25 protein-coding genes are annotated in these 23,908 nt (G+C 32.8%); 10 read left to right on the top strand and 15 right to left on the bottom strand.

Translation table 11 applies throughout. From position 1 onward, the window contains the following. The 3 genes from M4I21_RS16935 to trhO all read right to left on the bottom strand — a co-directional run bounded on the left by M4I21_RS16935 (position 1) and on the right by trhO (position 2,972). A complete protein-coding gene (locus M4I21_RS16935; protein ID WP_249560415.1) occupies positions 1 to 480 on the bottom strand; it encodes a gliding motility lipoprotein GldH in 480 nt (159 codons plus the stop codon). Continuing rightward, positions 467 to 1,690, bottom strand: a complete 1,224-nt coding sequence (locus M4I21_RS16930) for a PSP1 domain-containing protein (RefSeq protein WP_249560414.1) — start codon at positions 1,688 to 1,690, stop codon at positions 467 to 469. The genes M4I21_RS16935 and M4I21_RS16930 overlap by 14 nt, the downstream gene beginning before the upstream one ends. A gap of 250 nt (positions 1,691 to 1,940) precedes the next feature. Next, positions 1,941 to 2,972: an oxygen-dependent tRNA uridine(34) hydroxylase TrhO gene (trhO, locus tag M4I21_RS16925; protein ID WP_249560413.1), complete on the bottom strand. Its 1,032-nt coding sequence runs from the start codon at positions 2,970 to 2,972 to the stop codon at positions 1,941 to 1,943. 291 nt (positions 2,973 to 3,263) lie between these two features. Between trhO and recA the strand changes: the two genes are divergently transcribed. The 4 genes from recA (at position 3,264) to M4I21_RS16905 (ending at position 6,959) form a co-directional block, all read left to right on the top strand. Then, positions 3,264 to 4,271 carry a recombinase RecA gene (recA, locus tag M4I21_RS16920; protein ID WP_249560412.1) on the top strand — a complete coding sequence of 336 codons (1,008 nt, stop codon included), beginning with the start codon at positions 3,264 to 3,266 and terminating at the stop codon, positions 4,269 to 4,271. A gap of 141 nt (positions 4,272 to 4,412) precedes the next feature. Beyond that, positions 4,413 to 4,838, top strand: a complete 426-nt coding sequence (locus tag M4I21_RS16915; protein WP_249560411.1) for a hypothetical protein — start codon at positions 4,413 to 4,415, stop codon at positions 4,836 to 4,838. Between the two features lie 29 nt (positions 4,839 to 4,867). Further along, complete coding sequence (locus M4I21_RS16910; RefSeq protein ID WP_249560410.1) at positions 4,868 to 5,434, top strand: RNA polymerase sigma factor; 567 nt, start codon at positions 4,868 to 4,870, stop codon at positions 5,432 to 5,434. A gap of 25 nt (positions 5,435 to 5,459) precedes the next feature. After that, entirely contained in the window at positions 5,460 to 6,959 is a 1,500-nt protein-coding gene (locus M4I21_RS16905) for an outer membrane beta-barrel protein (protein WP_249560409.1), read from the top strand. On the opposite strand, the gene M4I21_RS16900 is transcribed toward M4I21_RS16905, so the two are convergent. Continuing rightward, on the bottom strand, positions 6,956 to 7,714 hold the full coding sequence (locus tag M4I21_RS16900) for a lysophospholipid acyltransferase family protein (protein ID WP_249560408.1): 759 nt from the start codon (positions 7,712 to 7,714) through the stop codon (positions 6,956 to 6,958). The two genes, M4I21_RS16905 and M4I21_RS16900, sit on opposite strands and share 4 nt — an antisense overlap. A gap of 146 nt (positions 7,715 to 7,860) precedes the next feature. On the opposite strand from M4I21_RS16900, the gene trpS reads away from it, so the two are divergent. Then, positions 7,861 to 8,829 (top strand): tryptophan--tRNA ligase, encoded by a 969-nt coding sequence (gene trpS / locus M4I21_RS16895; RefSeq protein ID WP_249560407.1) that lies wholly within the window; start codon positions 7,861 to 7,863, stop codon positions 8,827 to 8,829. Positions 8,830 to 8,858: 29 nt separating this feature from the next. On the opposite strand, the gene bamJ is transcribed toward trpS, so the two are convergent. Beyond that, entirely contained in the window at positions 8,859 to 9,611 is a 753-nt protein-coding gene (gene bamJ, locus M4I21_RS16890) for a BamJ family beta-barrel-assembly machinery protein (RefSeq protein ID WP_249560406.1), read from the bottom strand. Positions 9,612 to 9,892: 281 nt separating this feature from the next. Continuing rightward, entirely contained in the window at positions 9,893 to 10,996 is a 1,104-nt protein-coding gene (gene dprA, locus M4I21_RS16885; protein WP_249560405.1) for a DNA-processing protein DprA, read from the bottom strand. Positions 10,997 to 11,100: 104 nt separating this feature from the next. Here dprA and M4I21_RS16880 point away from each other — a divergent pair, with 104 nt between their 5' ends. Continuing rightward, positions 11,101 to 12,048, top strand: a complete 948-nt coding sequence (locus tag M4I21_RS16880) for an HU domain-containing protein (protein ID WP_249560404.1) — start codon at positions 11,101 to 11,103, stop codon at positions 12,046 to 12,048. Between the two features lie 60 nt (positions 12,049 to 12,108). Then, complete coding sequence (locus tag M4I21_RS16875) at positions 12,109 to 12,618, top strand: acyl-CoA thioesterase (RefSeq protein ID WP_249560403.1); 510 nt, start codon at positions 12,109 to 12,111, stop codon at positions 12,616 to 12,618. A 122-nt stretch (positions 12,619 to 12,740) separates the two neighbouring features. Here the strand turns inward: M4I21_RS16875 and M4I21_RS16870 are convergent, their stop codons facing one another. The 6 genes from M4I21_RS16870 to M4I21_RS16845 form a co-directional block, all read right to left on the bottom strand. Continuing rightward, the gene (locus M4I21_RS16870) at positions 12,741 to 13,487 is read right to left on the bottom strand and encodes an SDR family NAD(P)-dependent oxidoreductase (protein WP_249560402.1); all 747 of its coding nucleotides are present in this window, start codon (positions 13,485 to 13,487) and stop codon (positions 12,741 to 12,743) included. A gap of 60 nt (positions 13,488 to 13,547) precedes the next feature. Next, on the bottom strand, positions 13,548 to 14,111 hold the full coding sequence (locus M4I21_RS16865) for a TetR/AcrR family transcriptional regulator (RefSeq protein ID WP_249560401.1): 564 nt from the start codon (positions 14,109 to 14,111) through the stop codon (positions 13,548 to 13,550). A gap of 146 nt (positions 14,112 to 14,257) precedes the next feature. Beyond that, complete coding sequence (locus M4I21_RS16860) at positions 14,258 to 14,545, bottom strand: putative quinol monooxygenase (protein ID WP_249560400.1); 288 nt, start codon at positions 14,543 to 14,545, stop codon at positions 14,258 to 14,260. Positions 14,546 to 14,635: 90 nt separating this feature from the next. Beyond that, complete coding sequence (locus tag M4I21_RS16855) at positions 14,636 to 15,562, bottom strand: YeiH family protein (RefSeq protein ID WP_249560399.1); 927 nt, start codon at positions 15,560 to 15,562, stop codon at positions 14,636 to 14,638. Positions 15,563 to 15,639: 77 nt separating this feature from the next. Then, positions 15,640 to 16,524, bottom strand: coding sequence for a LysR substrate-binding domain-containing protein (locus M4I21_RS16850; protein ID WP_249560398.1), 885 nt, complete (start codon positions 16,522 to 16,524; stop codon positions 15,640 to 15,642). Between the two features lie 32 nt (positions 16,525 to 16,556). Next, positions 16,557 to 17,432 carry an AraC family transcriptional regulator gene (locus tag M4I21_RS16845; protein WP_249560397.1) on the bottom strand — a complete coding sequence of 292 codons (876 nt, stop codon included), beginning with the start codon at positions 17,430 to 17,432 and terminating at the stop codon, positions 16,557 to 16,559. Between the two features lie 96 nt (positions 17,433 to 17,528). Here M4I21_RS16845 and M4I21_RS16840 point away from each other — a divergent pair, with 96 nt between their 5' ends. Further along, positions 17,529 to 17,891 carry a DUF983 domain-containing protein gene (locus M4I21_RS16840; protein WP_249560396.1) on the top strand — a complete coding sequence of 121 codons (363 nt, stop codon included), beginning with the start codon at positions 17,529 to 17,531 and terminating at the stop codon, positions 17,889 to 17,891. A 5-nt stretch (positions 17,892 to 17,896) separates the two neighbouring features. Here M4I21_RS16840 and M4I21_RS16835 read toward each other — a convergent pair whose 3' ends face one another. From M4I21_RS16835 to M4I21_RS16825, 3 genes are all read right to left on the bottom strand, one after another. Further along, positions 17,897 to 18,289: a VOC family protein gene (locus M4I21_RS16835; protein ID WP_249560395.1), complete on the bottom strand. Its 393-nt coding sequence runs from the start codon at positions 18,287 to 18,289 to the stop codon at positions 17,897 to 17,899. 3 nt (positions 18,290 to 18,292) lie between these two features. Next, a complete protein-coding gene (locus tag M4I21_RS16830; protein WP_249560394.1) occupies positions 18,293 to 18,676 on the bottom strand; it encodes a hypothetical protein in 384 nt (127 codons plus the stop codon). 77 nt (positions 18,677 to 18,753) lie between these two features. Next, positions 18,754 to 19,473, bottom strand: coding sequence for a 3-ketoacyl-ACP reductase (locus tag M4I21_RS16825; RefSeq protein WP_249560393.1), 720 nt, complete (start codon positions 19,471 to 19,473; stop codon positions 18,754 to 18,756). Positions 19,474 to 19,663: 190 nt separating this feature from the next. Here M4I21_RS16825 and M4I21_RS16820 point away from each other — a divergent pair, with 190 nt between their 5' ends. Together M4I21_RS16820 and M4I21_RS16815 are read left to right on the top strand one after the other, a co-directional pair. Then, a complete protein-coding gene (locus M4I21_RS16820) occupies positions 19,664 to 21,235 on the top strand; it encodes a sensor histidine kinase (protein ID WP_249560392.1) in 1,572 nt (523 codons plus the stop codon). A gap of 91 nt (positions 21,236 to 21,326) precedes the next feature. Next, positions 21,327 to 23,903 carry a zinc-dependent metalloprotease gene (locus M4I21_RS16815; protein ID WP_249560391.1) on the top strand — a complete coding sequence of 859 codons (2,577 nt, stop codon included), beginning with the start codon at positions 21,327 to 21,329 and terminating at the stop codon, positions 23,901 to 23,903. Positions 23,904 to 23,908 lie beyond the last annotated feature (5 nt).

Below are 23,908 nucleotides of genomic sequence, written 5' to 3'. Positions count from 1 at the left end.
TTAATTTTTTTCTATTTGATACCCAACATCTGTGATGCCTTCTAAATTTACAACACCGTCTACGTTACCGTTTTTGCGCATAGCTTGTGATATGTCTAGTGTATATACGCCATTTTCTGGGAAAACGATGTTTTCTTTAAGCCACAGTTTACTTTCTTTAACCGAGCCATTACCCTTGCCTAGCCATTCGCCATTTGGTAAAGCCATTTGGTATTCTAGGGTATCTTTTATAATAGTGCCGTTTGGGAAACTTAATTCTGATATTAAAAATAAGTTGCTGTACGGAAAAGTATTATCGTTCCTAAGATTGATAAAAATATTATATCTATTAATTGTGTCTGGAGCACTAAATGAAAACGCAGCGGCTTCATCTTTGTTCCAAACACCATTTTTAGTTGCCTTGTATTCGGTCTCAACAATAGTAGAATTGCAAGAACCAAAGACAATAAGTAAAAAAATGATAAAGCTATTTCTTAACATTCTTAACGGGTCTTTTTTTGTTCTTACTATTAGCGTTGTTGTTGTTGTTGTTGTTGTTGTTGTTGTTGTTGTTGTTTCTTTTAGTATTGTTTTTTTTCTTTTTGTTAGAGCTCTTAGGCTTATCAAAACGAGTTAAACTATCTTGACCAACAACATTCTCAAAAACCATTGCTTTTTCTTCCACTACGTTTTCTATAGCGTAGTCTTCTAAACTTGCAATTTTTTCTTTGTTCTTATTAAGAGCAACAAGTTCATTTACTTGGTGTTTACTAAGCATGTGCCAGTTTGCAGCGTCATCTTTGTAAGAAAACCATAGCATCTCCTTAAAAATGTCAGTTTTTTGACAATAAGCAACGCCTTTCTCTGTAAATATTTTGGTGTCTTGATTAGGGAAGTCTTTAAGTGCATCTAAGTACACATCTAACTCGTAATTAAGACAACATTTAAGCTTGCCGCATTGGCCAGCTAATTTTTGCGGATTTAAAGATAGTTGCTGGTAACGTGCTGCTGCTGTGCTTACAGATCTAAAATCTGTTAACCAAGTAGAACAACATAGTTCTCTACCACAAGAACCAATACCACCTAAACGTTGAGCTTCTTGTCTGTATCCAATTTGGCGCATTTCTATACGAATAGAAAATGCCTTTGCCATATCTTTTATCAACTGTCTAAAGTCTACTCTGTCTTCTGCAGTGTAGTAAAATGTTGCTTTGGAGCCATCACCTTGAAACTCTACATCTGAAATTTTCATTTGTAGTTTTAGTGCAATTGCAATTTCTCTAGCTCGCTTTTTTATTGTTTCTTCACGATCTCTGCAATTTTGCCACGTATCTACATCTCTTTGATGTGCTTTTCTGTGTATTTTATAAACTTCTTCACCGTCTATAATAGCTTTTTTCTTTTTCATTTGAACTCTAACAAGTTCACCTGTTAGCGTTACCATGCCTACATCAAAGCCAGATTTTGCTTCGGTTACAACTAAGTCACCTATAGAAAGTGATAATTTATCTGTGTTTTTAAAAAATTCTTTTCGGCTATTTTTAAAGCGTACTTCTACGTAATTAAAAGGCTCACTGCCATTTGGCAATGACATATTAGAAAGCCAATCAAAAACCGTTAATTTATTACAGCCATCTGTTCCGCAAGTACCATTGTTCTTGCATCCTTTTGGTTGGCCGTCTTTACCAGTTGAACAACTGCTACAACCCATATTATATATATTGATTTGACTCTAAAAGCAAAGCTGCTTTTTTGTCAAAAAAGGTTCATATTAATTTACTTAACGGTAAAGATACTATTTTTAAGTTGAAAATAATAAGGCAGTACTTTATTGGATAATGGTAATGGTGTAAAATGTAAAAAATTGATCTAAAAAAGGGAGTTGTTTTAACAAAAAAAAGCTGTTGAAATTTAATATTTTCAACAGCTTTAACGTTTATTTTATATGCTTAAAAAAGTCCTTATTTTTTGTATTTTAAAACTTTTGACCTTCCTTTTTTAAATATCTTATTGCTTACAGTTTTTCCGCGTCTCAATTCTTTTTGCTCTTCAAACGGTAGTTCGTGTACTTCTTTACATTCTGTAGAACAGCAATTGTTCATTTCCGCAGCACATTTTTTACATTGTATAAATAATAGATGGCAAGCCTCATTAGCGCAATTTACGTGTTCGTCACAAGCCTCTCCGCATTGGTGGCAATTTGCAATTACATCATCTGTAATACGTTCTCCTCTTCGGTGATCAAAAACAAAGTTTTTACCAATAAATTTATTTTCTAATTTTTTGTCATTGACTTGTCTGGTATATTCAATTATACCGCCGTCTAATTGGTACACATTCTTAAAACCTTTGTGTTTGTAATATGCGCTTGCTTTTTCACAACGAATACCGCCGGTGCAATACATAACTAGTTTTTTGTCTTCTTTATGGTCTTTTAAATCGTTCTCTATAATATCTAAAGAATCTCTAAAAGTATCTACGTCTGGTGTAACGGCATTTTTGAAATGACCAATTTCGCTCTCGTAGTGGTTACGCATATCTACCAAAACAGTGTTTGGATCTTCAATAAGTTCATTAAATTTTTCAGCATTAACGTGCACACCTCTGTTTGTAACGTCAAAAGAATCATCGTTTAAACCATCGGCAACAATTTTATTGCGGACTTTCACCTTCAACTTTAAAAAAGACATATTGTCTTGCTCAATAGCTATGTTTAGTCGTACGTTTTCTAAAAAAGTAATGCTATCTAAATGTTCTTTAAAAGCATTAAAATTTTCTGCAGGCACAGATAATTGGGCGTTAATGCCTTCTGTAGCTACGTAGATACGACCAAGAACTTCCATTTGGTCCCACGTAATGAATAGGTGATCTCTAAATAAAGAGGTGTTGCCAATGTGCGCGTACTTGTAGAAAGAAATGGTTAGGCGTTCCTTGCCAGCCTCTTCAATAAGGGCTGCTCTCTCTTTTGCGCTTAATGTATTGTACAGTTGCATGCTATACTAAATTTATTAAGTTAAAGAATAGCTGCAAAATTAGATAATATTACACTTATACCCAACAAAAAAGGGTCTTAACATAAGTCAAAACCCTTTTTAGGTTCTTTTCTGCTTAACCAACAAAGCTGAAAAAAGTAATTATGCCTCAACATTATAAAAAATTGAAGCACCTTCTTTTTTTAATAGAAGGTAAACACACCTTGTAGATGTAGCTTTGGTAAAAAGGTTGCGTTGGCATTGTATTATGACAAAAGAAATGGTAATTTAGCGCTACAAACACTATTAGAAATGAGCAACGAAAAAGAAGCAAAATTAAAAGCGTTAAAATTAACTTTAGACAAGCTAGATAAGACTTACGGTAAAGGTGCTGTAATGAAAATGGGCGATAAAGTTGTAGAGGATATAGCTGTTATCTCTTCTGGATCTTTAGGTTTAGACATTGCGTTAGGTGTAAGTGGTTATCCTCGAGGTAGAGTAATAGAAATATACGGACCAGAATCTTCTGGTAAAACAACATTAACGTTGCACGCTATTGCTGAAGCTCAAAAAGCAGGTGGTATTGCAGCATTTATAGATGCAGAACACGCTTTTGATCGTTTTTACGCAGAAAAATTGGGAGTAGACATAGATAATTTAATTATTTCTCAGCCAGATCACGGTGAGCAGGCATTAGAAATTACAGATAATTTAATTAGATCTGGTGCTATAGATATTATTGTAATAGATTCAGTTGCAGCATTAACACCTAAAAGTGAGATTGAAGGTGAAATGGGTGATTCTAAAATGGGATTACACGCAAGACTTATGTCGCAAGCGTTACGTAAGTTAACTAGTTCTATTAGTAAAACTAATTGTACGGTTATCTTTATTAACCAATTAAGAGAAAAAATTGGTGTTATGTTCGGTAACCCAGAAACAACAACTGGTGGTAATGCATTAAAATTCTATGCTTCTGTGCGTTTAGATATTAGAAGGTCTACACAAATTAAAAATACTGACGGTGATGTGTTGGGTAACAAAACACGTGTTAAGGTTGTAAAAAACAAAGTAGCACCGCCTTTTAGAACTACTGAGTTTGATATTATGTACGGTGAAGGTATTTCTAAAATTGGGGAAATCTTAGATTTAGGAGTACAGTACGAAATAATTAAGAAAAGTGGATCTTGGTTTAGTTATGGTGATACAAAACTTGGTCAGGGTAGAGATGCTGTTAAAAGTATATTAGCAGATAATCCAGAATTGCTAGAAGAATTAGAAGTAAAAATTAAGGAAGCTATTAAGGCGTTAATGTCTTAAAACTGCTTTTAAATACTATTGTTTCTTTGCTATAATGAAGAAATAGATGCAAAATCCCGATTTTTTCGGGATTTTGTCGTTTTTAACGCAACCCTACTCTTTGTGCTACATCTAACAGGTAACTACAAATTTTTATAAAAGATGAAAAAAAGTTTAAGTATTTTAATGCTTGTGATAGCAAGTCTTTCCTTTACGGCTTGCTCTTTAGATGATGATGATGCTACTAATTTTAAATATGTAAATTTAAAGGTGATTAGTGCAGATGTTCCAGAAGCTTTTGAGTTTGGAGGTAAATATACAATTAGCGTTACTTATGCTAATCCAAATACCTGTACTTATTTTGAAGGGTTTGATATTCATAAACATCAATTAACAGAGCGCGAAGTGTACCCAATTGGCACAGAATTAACGGGGAATGATGATTGCCAAGAAAGTACAGAAGAAGTAGAGGTGACTTTTGATTTTGAAGTAATTTATAAAGAAGATTATTTATTTAAATTCTGGACAGGGAAAAATGTAGATGGTGAAGACGAATACATAGAAATTGCAGTACCAGTAAACGAATAAAATGTTTATAACCAACGATACTATCTTTTTTGGACTTAAATGAAACTATACATAATTGTGTAAAGGGCAATAGGGCTGCGCAAGAGCAACTTTATCGCCAATACGCACCTATGCTTTATGGTGTTTGTTTAAAATACTCTAAAAACAAAGTAGAGGCAGAAGATAGTTTGCACGATAGTTTTATGATCATTTTTGATAAAATTGGTCAGTTTAAATTTAATGGCTCTTTTGATGGTTGGGTTAAAAGAATAACCGTAAACACTGTTTTACAGAAATACAGAAAAGAGACCTACGTCTCCATTAAAGAAGAAGAGACCATAGAGGAGCCTGTAGAAATAGAGGTAGATAAAAATTCACCTTCCTTATCTGTATTGTTGGCGTATATACAAGAGTTGCCCTATAAATACAGAACCACATTTAGTTTGTATGTTTTAGATGGCTACACACATAAAGAAATAGGAGATTTACTAGGAACAACAGTAGGCACATCTAAATCTAATTTGGCTAGAGCACGACAAATATTAAAGGGTAAAATTGAAAAAACAAAATTAAAAATAGTAGTAGCAATAGTACTGTTTTGTCTGCTGCAATGGTAATTGTTGGTGGTTTATAAAAGATAAAATGAGTAAAGAAAATTTAGACAAGCTTTTCCAGGATAAGTTTAAGGACTTTGGAGATGTGCCGGACGAAAAAGTTTGGCAACGGCTTAATGCGTCTTTAGACCAAAAGAAAAAAGATAGGTTTTTAGTTCCTATGTGGTGTAAACTTGGCGGGGTTGCAGCTGTTTTAGCGTTGTTGTTTTTTGCAATAAAACCTTTTTTTAAGACTGATGAAGCAACATTACCAGTAATTACAGACACAGAGCATGTACTACCTAAGGTTGATGTAGAGGTTGTAAATAAAGATGCTAAAATAATTGAAGAAAAAGGCTCTAGTAAAACTAACTCAGATTTAAATATAGATGAAGAGGCAGTTGTGACTAGAACTAATACTAAAGAGAATACGGATGCTTCAGTTGTAAAAAATACGGCTGTTGCTCATGAAAAGAATAAGAGTAATGATAGGTCTAATGCTTTTGCAGCTTCACAGAAGAATGGCAATAGTGTAATAAGAGAGGTTAATAGCTCTTCAGATACTAAAAACGGATATACTAATGGTATTGCAAATGCTTCAATAAAAAATAAGAACGCTGTACAAAAGAATGTAGAAACTGACCCTGTAGATGAGATTAAAACAAAATCTATATCAACCTTAAAGGAAGAAAAAGAACAATTATTGTCTAAACAAATAGAAGAAGCAGTTGCAAATACAGATACTATTGGTAAAAAATCTATTTATGATGCCATAAAAGAGACGGAAGAAGAAGCAGTTGCGTCTATCAAAACAGATAAATGGTCTGTAGGTGCTAATGTTGCGCCTGTGTATTTTAATTCTTTAAAAGAAGGTTCTCCTGTAGATCCAAGTTTGGTGTCTAACTCAAAATCTGGTAATGTTAATATGAGTTACGGTATTACTGTAGCTTATGAGGTAAGTAAAAAATTAAGCATACGTTCTGGTGTACATAAAGTAGACTATGGCTACAATACCAATAATGTTTTTTTTAAATCTTCTTTTGATCCAGCAAGTAATAGTATGATTAGTTCTATAGATTATGATGTTAACGCGGCAAGTATTGTTATAGAAACTAGTGGAGATGCACTTTTGGCACCAAGTAATTCTAAGTTAGAAGAAGTTAGTTATGCATCTAAAAGCACTAGTAGAGAAGGTAAAATGGTACAGCAGTTTGGGTATTTAGAGGTGCCCTTAGAACTTAATTATGCGTTAACAGATGGTAAGTTTGGTGTACACCTAATTGGTGGTGTAAGTTCTTTGTTTTTGGTAGATGATTCTATTTCTTTAGAATCTGATGATTTAATAACTAAAATAGGAGAATCTAACAATATAAACACGCTTAATTTTAGTGCTAATATTGGTTTTGGATTAAACTATAAGTTTACACCTAAAATGCAGTTAAATGTAGAGCCAATGTTTAAATACCAATTAAATACTTTTTCTAATAGCTCTGGAGATTTTCAACCTTTTTCTATGGGTGTGTATAGTGGGCTTAGTTTTAAGTTTTAAAACGATATACCAGTTGGTTTTTTGCTTTGTAGCTCTTTAAGGATAACGTTTCGCACATCTTCTCTTAAGGTAATTTTGTGTGCTTCATCTAACTCATTGGTTTCAAAAAAAGAATGAATTTTTACGCGCAATAATCCTGGGCTTCCGCTAAAAAAAGTAAAAGAAAAACGTTTTTTACAGTCTAAAAATGTCATTGGAACAATCGGTATTTTATGAGCAATAGCCATTTTAAAAGCACCATCTTTAAACTCATCTAAAATAATATCTTCTTCTGGCACACCGCCTTCAGGAAAAATACAAATACTTAGTCCTTGTTTTAATCTTCTTTGCGCACGCATATACACTGCTGTTCTGCTTTTTGTATCTGTGCGGTCTACCATAATACAAACACGTTTGTAAAAGAAACCAAATATTGGAATTTTAGAGAGCTCCTTTTTGCCAACAAAAACAAACGGATTTTTACTTGCGCGTAGCATAAGCATAATATCTAGCATGCTGGTGTGGTTGGCAACTAACATGTAGCTTTTTCTTTTTTCTATCTTTTGCTCTCTTTTTATTTGTTGCGGGCAGCCCATGCCTAATAAAATAGGTCTAGCCCATAAGTTACGTGCTAGCCAAAAAAAGTACGGATACCATTTTTCTTTAATACATGATACAAATAGGAAAGGGAAAAACAATATTATAGGTAGGGCAACAAGAATGTAAAACCAAATACGGTATAATAAATGTCCAATGTTTTTTAGGAAGGTTAGCATAGCTTCAAAAATAGCAATTAATTAAAACTATGGTTAAAAAAGTTTACTTTTTAAATCACATCAAACTAAAAAAAAACCAAAAACCAAAATGTTGGTCTATTCTTCTATTTGCACTACCTTTGATTTTTACAATTATTTTAAATAAAATGGCAAGAGTTTTAACAGGAGTACAGAGCACGGGAGTGCCACATTTAGGTAATATTTTAGGTGCAATTATGCCAGCTATAGAAATGGCTAATGACCCAAAAAATGAATCTTTTCTTTTTATAGCGGACATGCACTCGCTTACGCAAATAAAAAATGGAGAAGAATTGCGTGGTAATACATACGCAGTTGCTGCGACCTGGCTTGCTTTTGGTTTAAATATAGATAAAACTGTTTTTTATAGACAGAGTGATGTTCCACAAACGACAGAATTATCTTGGTACTTAAGCTGTTTTTTTCCGTACCAAAGGTTAACCTTAGCGCACTCTTTTAAAGATAAGGCAGATAGATTAGACGATGTTAATGCTGGGTTATTCTCATATCCAATGTTAATGGCGGCTGATATTTTGTTGTATGATGCTGAGATAGTGCCGGTAGGTAAAGATCAAATGCAACATTTAGAGATTACAAGAGATGTAGCGTCTAGATTTCATGCGCAATTAGGAGAAACATTTGTTTTGCCACAAGGTAAAGTGCAGGAAGAGGCGAAGTTTATTCCTGGTACAGATGGGGATAAAATGAGTAAGAGTAAAGGGAACTTAATTAATTTGTTTCAGACTGATAAGAAGTTGCGTAAACAAATTATGGGTATCCAAACAGATAGTACACCAATGGAAGATCCTAAGGAGCCAGAAGGTGATAATGTGTTTGAGTTGTATAAAATACTAGCAACACCAGCACAAGTTGAAGAAATGCGTGCCAATTACAAAGCAGGTAATTATGGGTATGGTCATGCAAAACAGGCTTTGTATGAAGTTATTGTAACTAAGTTTGCTGATGCTCGTGAAAAGTATGATTATTATATGAATAACCTAGAAGAGATAGATGCAGCTTTGGCATTAGGGGCAGCAAAGGCAGCTACGGTTGCAAACGAAGTGTTAAGTAGAGTAAGAGCAAAAGTTGGGTATTAACTTTTACTCTTACGGTATCAATTTTTATATTATTCTATAGAGATTAATTCTACTTCAAAAATTAAAGTGGCGTAAGGAGGTATTTGGCCTCCTGCTCCTCTTTCTCCGTAAGCTAAGTCTTGCGGAATATAAAGTTCGTATTTAGATCCTACAGGCATTAATAGTAATGCTTCCGTCCATCCCTTAATAACTTGCGATACTCCAAAAACTATAGATTCACCACGTTTTATAGAACTATCAAAAACAGTTCCGTCTATTAGTTTTCCTTCATAGTGAACTTCTACTTTGTTGTCGGCAGTAGGTTTTGGTCCATCTCCAGCAATTAAAACCTTATACTGTAGTCCGCTTTCGGTAGTTTTTACGCCTTCTTTTTTAGCGTTCTCTGCTAAAAAAAGTTCGCCTTCAGCAGTTTGTCTTTTCGCTTCTCTTGCTTTTATCTCAACAATACTTTTTTGTATGTATTCTTGGGCATCTTCTTTAGAGATTTTTTCATTTCCATTTAGGGTTTCTTCTAAAGCAACAGCAAAAACATCATAATTAATAGATGTTACACCAACTGATTTTAAACTGTTTCCTATTTCAACACCAAAAGCATAACTAAACTCATGTATACTATCATTTAAGTTTACTTCTTTGGCTTTTTTAAGTTGATTTAATTCGTTTTTCAGGTTAGAGGCTTTCGTTTTTAAGGCGGCTACCTCCTTTATTAAATCTTTCTTTTTTTGAGCAAAACTCCCTGTGCTTATAAAAAATACTATTGCTACAACTACTAATTTTTTCATTTTTGATATATAATTTAATGCGAAAATAACTAAATTCTATAGGATTCTTACATTCGGACGTTTCTATACTCCAAAAACCCAAAACAAACCATTTAGTTTGTGATGTGTCTTAAAAATGGAGTAAAAAGTATTGTTTGGTAGGTGTGTTGCTATATTTTACTGGTAAATACCCTTATTGACACAAGGTAAACCGGGAAAATCGCGACAAGCAAACTGACTAGTCTTTTTATAATACGTAACTTTTAAGTAATAAATGCAGAGTTTGTCTTGTATTTTGGGACTTACAGGGCTTCAAATAGTTTTCCTGGTAAAGGTCTAATTACACCTTTCATTTCCATATTTAATAAAGTAGATGAGGTTTTAAAAATAGGAAGGCTACAAGCTAATGCAATACTATCTAGAAGTTGTTTGCCTTCTGCTTGTAGGTAATTGTGTATTTTTTGTTCTGTATCATCTAGATCTACAAAGAGTTGTTTTTGCACACTTTGTTTTTCTTTCTGTTGGGTATCCCAGTCTAGCAAATAAATTAAATCTGCTGCCGATGTTATCATATGTGCCTTTTGCTGTTTAATTAAATTGTTACATCCCAAGCTGTATTTATCTTCTGTTCTACCAGGAACTGCAAAAACATCTCTGTTGTAGCTATGCGCAATATCTGCAGTAACTAAGCTTCCGCCTTTTTCTGCCGATTCTATAACCACAGTGGCTTCACTTAGGCCTGCAATAATTCTATTTCGTTTTAAAAAGTTCTCACGTTCTGGAGTACTAGTACTCCAAAATTCAGTTAAAAAGCCACCATTTTTTTCTATATCTGTTGTGTACTTGCTATGTGCTTTTGGGTAAATCTGGTTTAATCCGTGTGCCAAACATCCAATAGTTTGTAAGCCATGCTTTACGGCTTCTTTCTGTATACAAATATCCACGCCATATGCAAATCCGCTAACTATTATAGGGTTTAAAGGAGCTATGTCCGCTATAAATTTTTCGCAAAAGGCTGTGCCGTAACTTGTAATTTTACGAGTACCTACAACACTAATAATTTTTCTGTTTTTTAAATCGATATTACCCCTTTTAAATAAAACTATTGGGGCGTCTATAGCGTGTTTTAAGTAATCTGGATAATCGGCATCAGTAAAATAGAGTACGTCAATAGTATTCTTTTTTATAAATTTATATTCCTCTTCGGCAGCTTCTAAATGAGCGGTATCATAAATATTTTTTAGTTTTAAGGAGCCAATACCATCTATTTTTAAGAGTTGCTCCTTAGGAGCATTAAAAATATTAGCGGCACTACCACAATGTGTAATTAATTTTTTGGCTGTTACGCTACCAATGTTGGGTATGTTCTGTAATCGTAGTATCGCAATTAATTCTGTAGTAGTCATTTAGGTGGTTTCTATAGTTGGCCGCAAAATACAATAAATAAAATGTTAATAAAAAGTTAGACAAAGTGTTTAAAGCATGATGATTTTTTACAATATTTGTCACAATGCGAACAGAACATTATATCGAAGAATTATTATATAGGTACAACTGTGTTGTAATACCAGCGTTTGGGGCTTTTTTAACGCAAAAAAGGGCTGCACAACTAGATGAAAACACCAACACATTTACACCTCCAAGTAAAATAGTATCATTTAATCAGCAAGTAAAATCTAACGATGGCTTGTTAGTAACTTATATAGCAACTGCAGAAAAATCTACTTACGAAGTAGTTTTAGAAGCGTTAACAAAAGAAGTTGAGCATTGGAATAGAATGCTGAAACTTGGTCAAAATATAAAATTTGGATCAGTAGGTGAGTTGTCTTTAAATCAGGATGATAAAATTGAATTTATACCTGCAAACAAAATAAATTACCTTACTTCTTCTTTTGGGTTGTCATCTGTTGTTGCATCGCCAGTAATTAGAGAAGTGTTAAAAGAGGAAGTTGTTACTTTAGAGCAAGAAGTTCCTTTTATTATAACTCCAGAAAGAAGAAGAGAAACTACGTTTAGACCATTGTTAAAATATGCAGCAGTTGCATTATTGGCTATTTCTACCGGATTAACAGGTTTACGTTATTATAATACTACAATTGCGATGCAAGAAATTGCACAGCAAGAAGCCCAAGAGCAAATATCTAGAAGCATACAAGAAGCAACATTTTTTAATACAGCTCCATTGGAGTTGCCTTCTTTATCTTTAGATATTATTGCTAAACCAGCCTCTCAAGAGCATTTTGTAATTGCTGGAGCGTTTAGAATAGAAAAAAACGCAAACAGAAAAATAGAAGAGCTTAAAAAGGAAGGTTACAATGCTAGTTATGCAGGCGTAAACAAATATGGTTTACACCAAGTTGCTTATGCTAGTTTTAGTGAGGTAAACGAAGGCTTAAAATTCCTTAATAAGATAAAAACAACGGTGTCTGCAGATGCATGGATGCTTTCTCTAAAGTAAAATATTTTCTTTTTTAAAGTAAAAGCGCAGTATCTTTGCGCAAAATTTAAAAAAGAAGAAATGCATACACCTAAAGATAGTAGAACTGTTATGACAGATTTGGTTCTCCCTAGTGAGACCAATCCGCTAAACAACTTGTTTGGAGGCGAACTGTTAGCTCGTATGGATAGAGCTGCTAGTATTGCAGCCCGTAGACATAGTAGACGTATAGTTGTAACGGCATCTGTAAACCACGTAGCATTTAATAGATCTATTCCCCTTGGTAGTGTTGTTACTGTAGAAGCAGCCGTTTCTAGGGCTTTTAAGACCTCTATGGAGATCTTTATAGATGTTTGGATAGAAGATAGGTTTAGTGGTGAAAAAACAAAAGCTAACGAAGCTATTTATACTTTTGTAGCTGTAGACGATACAGGAAAACCAACAGAAGTACCTGCATTAATTCCTGAAACAGCATTGGAAATTGAACGTTTTGAAGCTGCCTTACGTAGAAAACAATTAAGTTTGGTTTTGGCGGGGAAATTAAAACCGAACCAGGCAACTGAGCTTAAAGCCTTATTTGTAGATAAATAATAGTTGGTATATTTTATTTAACTTGTTAATTTATAAGATGTTATTATAAAATATACTTATGGGTATATATAAAAATCGATTTAGAAAATTCTCTAAATCGATTTTTTAGTTTAATATATGTCTTAATTTCTACCAGCTATTACGCCACCATCTGTATCCCAAATGGCACCTGTAACCCAAGATGCTTTGTTTGATAATAAAAATACAATACTATTGGCAATATCTTGCGGAGTCCCTGTACGACCAATTGGGTGAAAACCATTAAGACCTTCTAATGCTTTTTTAGCCTCATCTTTACCGCCAAAAACACCGTGATACACTGGAGTGTCTACAACAGCTGGAGATACAGCATTAACTCTAATGTTGTCATCTGCCAATTCCATTGCTAAATGTTGCGTTAAAGAATGTAAGCCTGCTTTTTGCATTGAATAAGCAGAAGATGGAGTCATTTTTACAGCTTGTTTTGCCCACATAGAACCAACATTTACAATAGAACCACCTTTGGTAGCTTTCATTTTTTTGGCTACAGCCTGAGTTAAAAAGAAAAAGCCTCTGTTGAGGTCTAAGTACGAATTGTAATCTTCTTCATTATGATCTAAAAAAGGTTTTGGATTAAATATACCTGATGCGTTAACTAAGTAATCTACATCTTCTAAAGCATCAATAGAACTTACCAATTGTTTTAAGTCTTCACTATTGGTAATATCAGCCTTTATTTTAAATAGTTTTGGAGTGTCTTCTATTTTATCGGTATTTCTACCAACCACAATTACACTTGCTCCGTTAGCTAATAACTCTTCTGTTGTAGCTTTTCCAATTCCGCTAGTACCACCAATTACAATGGCTACTTTGTTTTTTAAATCTTCCATATTTTATGTTTTAGTTTTAATTATGAACAGACAAGTCTGTCTTTTTTGTTGCAAATTTTTTTAGGTTATGATTTGCGAACATATATTTTTTGTTTCTTTTATAGGCCAACTGTCTTGGTGTAAGTGGCTCTCTGCAACAGCACTCTCATACAACAGGTATATTTGTCTTGCATAGCTATCAAGACTTTTATTGTTTTTAAGTTCTAAATTATCAGCAATTAAATTAGAAATTAAGGCAATAAAATTTGTCTTCTGGTTTTGTATTTCTCGCCTAATGCGTTCGTTGTCTTTTGGTATTTCTGATACCGTTTTTATACACCAACATCCATTAAAATCTTTTTGAAGAAAGAATACATCTAAAAAATCGAATAAGGCAAGAACACGTTGCGCTCCTTTTGGTTTACGCTCGCAAAAGCTTTTAATATCTTTTATAAAAGTAACATTCATAAATTCTAGGTAAGCCAAACAAATATCCTCTTTAGATTTAAAATGATTGTAAAGCGTGGCTTTTGCAATTCCAGCTTCGGCTATAATTTCATTTATACCTGTAGAGTTATACCCATTTCTATAGAATAGGGTAGATGCTGTTTCTATTATATTTTGTTTTACCTCTGAATGTTTCACACTGCAAATATAACATAATTTATTTAAAGTAGACAAGTCTGTCTGTTTTTGTAAAAATGAAGAGCGACGTTTTTATAGCGTCGCTCTTTTTTTATTATAGGAATGTACTTGTAGTTTTTTGTTAAAAATGATATTCTTAGTTTAGCTTATATAAGTTGTGATCTTAAAACTACTGGTTTTTCTGCAAATTTAGTAACTACTAAAGTTTTAAATTCAGTTATGTAAGGTTGTTTTCCGTGTAAATCTAATCCTTCTTCGTTTTCCCATATTTCATGAAAAACAAAAGTATTCTTATCTGTTAAGCCTTGTTGTAAGTCGTATTTAATACAAGCCTTTTCTTTTAAAGTTTCAACTACCATATTTTGTAAAGCTGCTTTAACTTCTTCAGTAAACTCTGGTTTACTTTTAACTATTGCGGTTACATAAATTTTCATATTTCTAATCTTTAAATTGCTACCGTAAATATATAATTATATCCTTTTTTAGAAAAGGGAAGATATCATATTAAATATACCAACAGTTATTTAACTCATATGTAGAATGTATATTAGTGAAAATATAGAGATAAAAACCCACAAACTAACAGCTAGTATTATAGGTTTTGGTCCTGTGTTTTTTAGATCTTTAATAGAGATTGTAGTACCCACAACAAATAGGGTTAAAACTAATAGTCTCTTAGAAAATAGTACAATTGTACTTGTTGCTATTGTAGGTAATAATTGGTAACTGTTACTTACAATTGCAGCTATAAAAAGTAAAATAAAATAAGGGACTTTTATCTTTTCTCCTTTAGTTTTAAAGATAAACATAGATAATATAGATAGTGGTATTATCCATAATGCTCTAGATAATTTTACGGTTGTAGCTATTTTTAGTGCTTGCTCGCCATAATCTAATGCTGCGCCAACTACAGAGCTGGTATCGTGAATGGCAATAGCACACCAGAGTCCAAATTGTGACTGACTAAGATCAAGCCAGTGACCAATAGCAGGGAATAGAAATAAAGCAACTGAGTTTAGTAAAAACACTACGCCGAGCGCAATGCTTATTATTTTACTGTTGGCTTTTATAACAGGTGCAATTGCGGCAATAGCGCTGCCTCCACATATGGCGGTTCCTGAGGTTATTAAATGCCCAAGTTTTAAATCCATTTTTAATAGTCGAGCTAAAATTAAACCCAAACTAACCGTTAGTACTATAGAGAAAAAAGTAAGACTTAAGCCGTCTTTACCGGTTTGTATGGTTTCTTTTAAAAACATTCCAAATCCTAAGCCAACAACAGATACTTTTAAAAAGTAGTGAATAGCTTTGTGACTATGCCTTTTAAAAGGGTTTTTAAAAATTAGAGTAAAAATAAAACCTGAAGTTAGCGCTGTGGCACTATTTATTAATCCGCTTATTGCTGCTATAACAATGCTAAAGTATAAAATATTTGAAACCTTGGTTTTCATATCAAATTATATTAATCTGATACAAAACTACTTCTAAAGCATAACTAATATGCAAACATTATAGCTATATGGTATAACTAAAAGTTATAGTTAGAGCGAATGTAATTTTCAAAATTACTCATAGTGGCATTTTGGTATCCAGTTCTGTACACAAAGTAAAACCAGCGTTCTATAGTGAAATCTTTAATTTCTATTACTTTTAATTTGTTGTGTAGTAAGTCTTCGGTAACAGCATTTATAGAAAGTAGTGCATAACTATTAGAGTAGTAAAGATAATTTTTTATGGCTTCGGTACTATTTAGCGTTACAACCGTATTTAGTTTTTTAATACTGTTTTGGTGTAAAAATTGCTGAATAATCTTTTTTGTGCCAGAGCCAATTTCTCGTTCTATAATTGGTAAATTTTTAAGCTCTTGTACTTCAATTATTCCTTTTTTATGGCTAAGGTTTTTTACGTTTGTTACAAGTACAATCTCATCTTTAATAAACTTGGTAAATTGTAGGCTTGGATTGGTGTTTTTGCCTTCTGTAATTCCAAAATCTATTTGTTGATTTAGAATGAGTTTCTCAATTTCATCGGAGTTTTCACTATCAATTTTAATAGTTGTATCGGGAAACTGAGTTTTAAACTTTGCAATTACTTTTGGCAGAATATAGTTTGCAATTGTAGTACTTGCGCCAAAACTAATTTGATCTGGAAAAGCTTTTTCCTTATGTATAAATTGGTGCTCTAATTCTGTATAAATATCTAAAATTCGGTTTACATAAACCAAAAACGATTTGCCATCTGCCGTTAGTTCTATAGAATTTCTTTTTCTAATGAAAAATGCACATTTATAATCGTTTTCTAAATTACGTATAGCTTTAGAAACTGCTGGTTGCGATATAAATAGCTGTTCTGCTGCTTTGGTAAAGCTTGCGTGCTGTGCAACGCTTTTAAATATGTGAAGTTTATTTTTCATTCGTAAAAATTGAGCCGCTTGTAACTACAAAATTACTGATAACTTTTCTTAAACTCTAGAGGAGTTAACTTGGTTTTAGATTTAAACACTTTTGAAAAATAGGCATAGTCTTTAAAACCTAAATTTTCAGAGATTGATGACATTGTATTTTTAGAATGTACCAATAACCTTTTAGACTCTAAAACAACGCGTTCTGTAATTAATTCTGTTGTTGTTTTACCTAACGTTGCTTTACAAATGCGGTTTAAATGTTTTGCTGTAATGTGCAGTCTATCCGCATAAAATTGCGCAGATTTCTCTGTTTTGTAGTTTAATTCAATCTCTTTTTCTAAGGCTCGTAATGTTTCTATATATGCTATAGAGTTGGTTTCTGTTGTTGGTGTTTTTAAGGTATATAACCTTGCTAGATCTATATATGCAGTATGTATTAAGCTTGCTATTTTTTGCTTTTTATAAGGTAAATTATCATAATACTCGTTATTTATAGCATTGTAGATAGGAGCTAGTTGTGCAAGCTTGTTGGTGTTTATGTTTAAAGAAGGTGTGTTTTTGTGTGAATAGAAAAAAGGAAATTGCTCTAATTTACTGGTTGAAAAATGAAGTTCATAAAAATCTTGTGTATGAAAAAAAATGTAGCCTTCTGGTTCGTTGGTAAATTTCCAATGGTGCGTTTGTCCAGGTTTTAAAAAGAAAACACTACCAGTACTTACCGCATAACTATTAAAATCTATTTCATGTATACCATTGCCTTTTGTGAACAGAACGCATAGATAAAAGTTGTGACTATGTGGTTTATTTACAACTGCTGCATTTTTCTGTAGATGAGAGCATAAATCGTTGCTATAAAAGTCCGTTAAAGGAACTTTATGCTCAAATTGTTCTATGTCTAATACCGGAATAACCTTCATGTAATCACTAATATGTCCTAAAAATACAAAAAATGGAGAAATTTGTACTACTTTTTTATGGATGATAGAAATTATCTTTGTACAAAAAATAAGGTTATGGCATCATTAGCAACATCACTCTTAAAAGGAAAATGTCCACAGTGTAAAAAAAGAAATATTTTTAATGCTGTGCAAGGTTTGTTTTTCTTCTCTATTCCAGAGATGGATCAAGTGTGTAAAAACTGCAATTTTAAGTACGAGAAAGAACCGGGTTTTTTCTTTGGTGCTATGTTTGTGAGTTATGCTCTGGCTGTTGCGGAGTTTATTGCTTTTTCTATTCTTTTTTACTTCATTTTAAAAATGCCAATTCTTTACACTTTTTTTGGTGTAATATTTTTTGCACTTCTTTTAAGTACAACAAATTACAGGTATTCTAGAATTATATGGATTTACCTTTTTTATAGAGAAAAGAAGGTGTAAGTGTACTATGGTGTAGGTTGTATTAAATCCCATTTATTTCCGTACAAGTCTTTAAATATAGCAACAATGCCGTAAGGTTGTTCTATAGGTTCTTGTATAAATACAACCCCGTTTTTACTAAAAAGGGTATAGTCTCTTTTGGTATCACTAGTCTGCATAAAAAATGCAACGCCATCACCAGCTTGTTTGCCTACAGTTGCTTTTTGCAACTCAGAACTAGCTAGGGATAGGACTAAACCAAAATCAGGTTGACTTTTTGCTTGTATTGTAATCCATCTTTTGTCATCACCAAGTTGTACATCTTCAACCAAAATAAAATTTAGTTTTTGAGTATAAAATGTAATAGCATCATCGTAATTAAGAACTAAAAGAGTGGCGTTTTTTATAGCGTGTGTCATAGTCTATTTAGTTTCGTAAGCGTGTTTTTGTTTTTCGTATTCTTTAAATTCATTTTCTGTCATTTGAAAAATAATTTTTGAATACTTGGAGTAATTTATAGCATCTTTTTCTTTTAAAAAATCAGTAATGCAATGTTGTGTAAATGGGTAGTATAAGTCTGTGGTTTTAAATACGGAATACCGCTCTTTAGACTGCGGATGTCTTTTTCTTAATGTCTTATAAGATTTGTGTAGCGAACGTGCTAAGTACTTGCACAGATCAGACAATATACTTTCTGGTATTTTATCCTCAGTTATTGGTTTGTAGTGGTTTGTTATAGCTATGTAAAAACTCTTTTTAGATTCAAGTTTATTTAATTTTTTCTCTAAAGGTATATTGGTGGTCATTAGATTTTTTTTAGCATAAACTTGATAAAAGTATTGCGCTAAAAGTTGGTAGCGCAATACTTTATATTTATCTGTTTTTATGGGTTAGTAGACCATAATGAAGCATTTTTAAGCATAGCCCTTCTAGGCAATTTTAAACCAGCAACAATAAGCTCTGCAAAATCTTCAGGTTGTAATACACTATCCTTAGAATCTTTGTCTGCAATACCTAAATCAATAGACATATCAGAAGCAATTGTACTCGGTGTTAAAGTACAAACTCTAATGTTGTTTTTACGTACCTCTTTCATTAAAGATTCAGACATACCAATAACAGCAAATTTAGATGCCGAGTATGCAGATGTATTAGCGTTACCAGTTAAACCTGCAGTAGAAGAAATATTAATAATATCGCCAGAGTTTTTCTCTATTAAATGAGGTAAAATCTCTTTAGTTACATAGTAAACTCCCATTACATTAGTTTGCATAATTTGTGCCCATTGGTCTGCTTCCATATCGTTAAAAGAGCCAAAAGCAGCAATACCAGCGTTGTTTACTAAAATATCTATGCTTCCAAAAGCATCAAAAATAGATTTGATTCCTTTTTTAACTTCAGTTTGGTTGCCAACATCAAAAACAGCATAAGTTGCATCTACGCCTAAGGCCTTAATTTCTGTAACTGTTGCTTCTAATGTTTCTTTATTTCTTCCTGTTATCGCAATTGCAACGCCTTCTTTGGCTAAAGCTATAGCTGTTGCTTTGCCAAGGCCTCTACTACCGCCTGTAATAAGAGCCTTTTGTCCTTTTATGTTTTCCATTGTTTGTTATATTGAAATAGATAAAGTATACTTTGTTATTTGAATTACAAAAGTATAGAACAATTCAGTTTTTATAGAAATATTAATGTTGATTTTTTGTTAAGGTTTTTATTTTAGAGAATCTATCTTCTTTGCTGAAACTCAATTTTGTTTATTTGCACAATTAAGCAGAATAACTACTATTTTATTTATGAAGATTACCACCTTTTTTACTAAAATTAAATACACCACTTTGGTCTTGGTCATGATCATTGTTACTGTGCTTAGCACTTTAGCTTTGAGTTATTTAATTACCAGTGAAATTAATATAGTTAGTGAGGATATAGCCAAACGTAATTTTAGGGAAAAATACGATGATGTGTACTCAGATCTAAACCGGCTAGAGAGTTTTTTAGGGCGAATAGAAACTATTGTAGAAAGTTCTAATTCTGTAGTAGAGCTTCAAAATAATTTTAATACTTGGGTTTCTTTTCAGCCCGAAGAATTAGACTCTCTTATTTCTTGGCAGCAAGTTTCTTTTACTCAAAAATCTGCTTCAGAAACGTCTATAGCAATACTGCAAGACACTGTTTTTTCTGTTACAAACAGTAACAAGCCTTTGTCAGTTATAAAAAAGCAAAGTGTTATAGTGCCGGTTACTAATGGATATGTTTGGCGCAATAAACTTACGGTTCTAAATGCCGCAAAAGATTCGTTGTTTTTAGGGTATGATATTCCTTTGGCTAACTTACAAAAGTATTTTGCTAACGTAGATTCTAAGTCTATTAATTATGCTTATGTTTTTAATAAAGATGGTTTGTGTATACTGCACCCTGATGAAAAGTTATTGGGAAAAAGTGTGTTTTCATTTAGCTCTATTTCTCCTAAAGATACTGTTGGTTTATCTCTGGGTAAAGAGGAGCCAGCCATTGTAAAATCTGACTATTTACAGCTAGATGTTATCCGGTATTTACAGCCTTTAGAACTAAAAGAAACCTCTTGGTATATTGCTGTAAGTTCTCCTAAAAATATAAGCGAAGAAAATGTCACTAAAATAAGACAGTATACTTTTTTAATCTATGGTATTTCTACAATGCTATTGGTGTTTGTATTCTATTTTTTTAACCGAAGAATAAAAAATCAATACATAGAAAAAGAACGACTATTAAAAGAGAAGAATAATCTTATTGTACAAAATGAGATCGCAGAAAAAGAAAGTTCCTTTTTGCAGTTGCAGCAGTTAAAAGAGCAAATAAATCCGCACTTTTTGTTTAATGCTCTAAATGCGTTGTATATGCTAATAGATGTTAATAAAGAGAAGTCTAAGGTTTTTGCTTTAAAATTGTCTAAGCTTTATAGGTATTTTATATCTCCCCCAGCAAATAATATTACACCAGTAGAAAAGGAGCTTACTTTATTAAATGAATATATTTACTTGCAACAAACACGATTTAATAAGAGTTTGCTTGTTACTATTTTAGGAGACGAGCAAGCGGTAAAAGGGTACTATATTCCGTTTTTAGCCTTGCAGACTCTGGTAGAGAATGCAATTAAGCATAATGAGGTAACCAAAACAAAGCCGCTAACAATTACAGTAACTCTAAAAAAGGATGGTATAGAAGTCGTAAATAATTACCAGCCGATTGTAAAGCCACAAGAAAGCAACCATTTTGGTATAGATTATTTAAAACACATCTATTCATTTTACAATGTAACCAATTTCACAAATCATCAGAAAAATAAGCAATACGTATGTTTTTTACCTTACATAGTTGTTAAATAAACCATTCACTCCGCAATAATATCCACTCACTCTTGTTTTTTTGTTAGTATCTTCTAAAATCTAGATTTTTAGGCAAAATAAAAATTTTATTATGCGTAAAAATCAGTTCGTTTCTATTCTTAAAATAGGAATGTTTATTTTTTTCTTAGGAAGTACTTTTGCTGTTTCTGCTCAGAAAAGCACTAGTAAAAAAGATAAGGAAGAACCTAAAGATAGCCTTAATAAAGGGTATAAGGACTATGATAAACTTATAGAAAAAGCAACCATTACTAAAGGTTTGTTTTCTATAATTAAATCTGATAGTGATTATTATTTTGAGATTCCTGATAGCCTTTTTACAAGAGAGTTTTTGGTCGTAAACAAAATTTCTCAAGTGCCTTTGGCTATAAATGAGACTGGTCTTAATAAAGGAATGAATTATGAAAATAAGTTAATAACGTTTCATAAGGATAGTATTTCTAAAGCAATTTGGGTAAAAACAAGCAAGCCAATGGTTTCTTCTCCAGAAGGAGATGCTATTACATTGTCTGTAAAAGATAATTTTGCAGAATCTATTATAGAAAAATTTGATATTGAAAGCTACAATCCTAAAACAAACGCCATTTTAATTAAGGCGAATAAAGTCTTTAACGGTAAAGAGAAAAGCTTTAATGATGTGCTAAACAACATTGGTTTAGGAGGTAGTGTTAAGAGTGATTTATCATACATAGAAAAAATAAAAACCTTTCCTAAAAACGTAGTGGTTAAGTCGCAATTAACAACAACGGTTAGTGAGGGTGGCGCGGCAATGTACATAACGTTGGGTGTAACAAGTAATATTGTTTTGTTACCTAAAACACCTATGCAAGCAAGGCAGTTAGATAAACGTGTTGGCTTTTTTACAGAAAAACATTGGTCTTTTAATGATAAGCAACAAGCTATGAAAGAGCAAGAGCTTATTACCAGATGGCGCTTAGAGCCTAAGGCAGAAGATATAGCAAAATATGCAAGAGGTGAGTTGGTAGAACCAAAAAAACCAATAGTATATTATATAGACCCAGCTACGCCAAAACAATGGCGAAATTATATTATAGCGGGAGTTAAAGATTGGCAGATTGCATTTGAAAAAGCGGGTTTTAAAAATGCAATTACAGCAAAAGAGCCAGATGCAAACGATAAAGATTTTGATGTAGATGATGTGCGTTATTCGGTTATTACTTATGCGGCATCACCTAAGGCAAATGCAATGGGACCATCTGTTGTAGATCCAAGAAGTGGGGAAATTATAGAGGCAGATATTATTTGGTGGCATAACGTAATGACGTCTTTACAAAGTTGGATGCGTATACAAACAGGACCAATAGATAGTAAATCTAGAGGCAATGTTTTTAATGATGAGCATATGGGAGAGGCAATTAGGTTTGTATCTTCTCATGAGGTAGGGCATACATTTGGACTTAAACACAATATGGGGTCTTCATATAGTTTTCCTGTAGATTCGCTTCGCTCTAAAACATTTACAGATAAAATGGGTGGTACAGCACCATCAATAATGGATTATGCTCGTTACAATTATGTGGCACAACCAGAAGATAATGTAACTACAATTACACCAAAAATTGGAGTTTATGATATGTATGCTATTCAGTGGGGTTACCAATGGTTTGAGTCTACATCAGAAGAAAAGCAAAAACTTAAAGAGCTAGTAGACAGTCATAACAACGATCCGCTTTATTTTTATGGCGAACAGCAGCCTTATAAAAACACTATAGACCCTAGGTCACAATCTGAAGATTTAGGAGATAATGCAATGCTTGCTAGTACATACGGACTTAAAAATTTACAACGTGTAGCAGAAAACCTAGAAAAATGGACGTTTAAAGAAGGAGACGACTATTACAATACAGGTAAGTTGTATATGGGTGTTATTGGTCAGTGGAATATGTACAATGCCCATGTCCTAAATAATATTGGCGGTGTGTATTTAAATACAACCCAGCACGGAGATAGCAAGCAAAGCTATGAGCCTGTTCCTTACGATATGCAAAAAGATGCTATTGCTTACCTTAATAAAAATGTATTTACGGTGCCAGAGTGGTTGTTTTTTAATCCGGTATTGCAGCATACATATGCAATTAAGGATTCACCAATAGGTCCGTTTGAATATACGCCTTACACCCTATCTAGAGAATTACAATACAATACCCTGTACCAATTGTTAGGAGATGAGCGTTTGCTGCGTTTGGTAGAGGCCAATTTGTACAATCCTAAGCAAGAAGCACGTTACACGGTGCAAGACTTATTTGCAGATGTACGTTCGCACATATTTAGCAAAACTCAGAAAGGGAAATCCCTAGAAGTATTAGAACGTATGGCACAGAAGAATTATGTAGATGTGTTGCTTATTGATACACAAAATATAATGGAAAAGACAACCGTTAAAAATGTAAGCGTCCTAGATAATAGTACAAATTCTAGTTTTTGTGCGGTGGCTTTAAATGAAGAAAAGCAAGCACGTAATATTAATTACACCTCTATGAGGCGTACATCAGAAATTGCATCATACAAACGTCAAGAGTTACAAAATGTATTGCAATTGCTAGAAAAAAAGAAGCGTAAAGGTGATGCAAATACGCAGGCACATTATAATGATCTAATTTATCGCATTAAAAACACTCTAAAATTTTAACTTTA

It is taken from the genome of Cellulophaga sp. 20_2_10 (assembly GCF_023476645.1).
In the GTDB taxonomy this organism is placed as follows: Bacteria; Bacteroidota; Bacteroidia; order Flavobacteriales; family Flavobacteriaceae; genus Cellulophaga.
The sequence above is the reverse complement of the archived record's forward strand: the minus strand, read 5'-3'. Positions and strand labels throughout refer to the sequence as shown.